The following is a 1,235-nucleotide window of genomic DNA, read 5'->3' as shown; positions in this document are numbered from 1 at the left end:
TGTAGTGGTCTAATGAAACCGGACACCCATTTAGGCGAGAATGCTCGCCAGATCGAGGTGTCAGATGACCAAACAACGCCGTTCCTTTTCTGCTGAATTCAAACGCGAGGCTGCCGACCTCGTGCTCAAGCAAAACTACAGCTACATCGAAGCCAGCCGCTCACTCGGCGTCGGCGAGTCGGCACTACGCCGCTGGGTCGACCAAGTTCAGCAGGAACGCCAAGGAGTCACCCCGCAGAGCAAAGCGCTGACACCGGAACAGCAAAAAATTCAGGAGTTGGAAGCCCGAATTACCCGCCTTGAACGGGAAAAATCGATATTAAAAAAGGCTACCGCGCTCTTGATGTCGGAAGATCACGAGCGTACGCGCTGATCAATCAGCTGAGCGTCCATGAGCCGATTGATTGGCTGTGCAAAGTGTTTGAGATCAATCGATCAAGTTATTACGCCCACCGCCTCAAGCACCGAACGCCGGATGTCGAACGGCTTCGGTTGCGGAGCCGGGTGAGCGAGTTATTTTCACAAAGTCGCAGCGCTGCCGGCAGCCGTAGCATTCTCTCGTTGATGCGTGACGATGGTGAGCAACTTGGTCGGTTCAAAGTGCGCAGCTTGATGCGCGAGCTTGACCTCGTGAGCAAACAACCAGGTTCTCATGCCTATAAACGAGCGACGGTTGAACGACTCGATATTCCGAACATTTTGAATCGAGAGTTCGATGTCCCGGCACCCAACCAGGTGTGGTGCGGCGACATCACCTACATTTGGGCCCAAGGGAAATGGCATTACCTAGCTGTCGTGCTGGATCTTTGCGCGCGCCGGGTGGTGGGCTGGGCGTTGTCGGAAAAGCCGGACGCCGAGTTGGTTATCAAGGCGCTGGATATGGCTTACGAGCAACGAGGAAGGCCTCAGAGCCTGCTGTTTCACTCGGATCAAGGGTCACAGTATGCGAGTCGTTTATTTCGCCAGCGGCTGTGGCGTTATCAAATGCGCCAGAGCATGAGTCGCCGGGGAAATTGCTGGGACAACGCGCCGATGGAGCGCGTGTTCCGCAGCTTGAAAACTGAATGGATACCGACCACGGGTTACAGAACTGCTCAAGAAGCCCAACGCGATATCAGCCATTTCTTGATGCATCGGTACAACTGGATTCGACCCTATCAATTCAACGATGGGCTGGCGCCAGCTCGCGCGGAAGAAAAACTTAACGTCGTGTCCGGGATTAGTTGACCACTACA

General features: G+C 54.7%; 1 protein-coding gene. It reads left to right on the top strand.

The window, feature by feature from the left end; translation table 11 throughout:
• Positions 1-64 precede the first annotated feature (64 nt).
• Positions 65-1,227 (top strand): IS3 family transposase gene (locus QK293_RS27450; protein WP_282383501.1). Its coding sequence is split into 2 segments (ribosomal slippage): positions 65-320 and positions 320-1,227, totalling 1,164 coding nucleotides; the frame shifts between segments, so codons are not numbered across the junction.
• Positions 1,228-1,235 lie beyond the last annotated feature (8 nt).

Origin of the sequence: Pseudomonas sp. AL03 (assembly GCF_029960815.1) — a bacterium.
GTDB lineage: Bacteria > Pseudomonadota > Gammaproteobacteria > Pseudomonadales > Pseudomonadaceae > Aquipseudomonas.
This window is presented reverse-complemented; position numbering and strand designations above follow the sequence as displayed.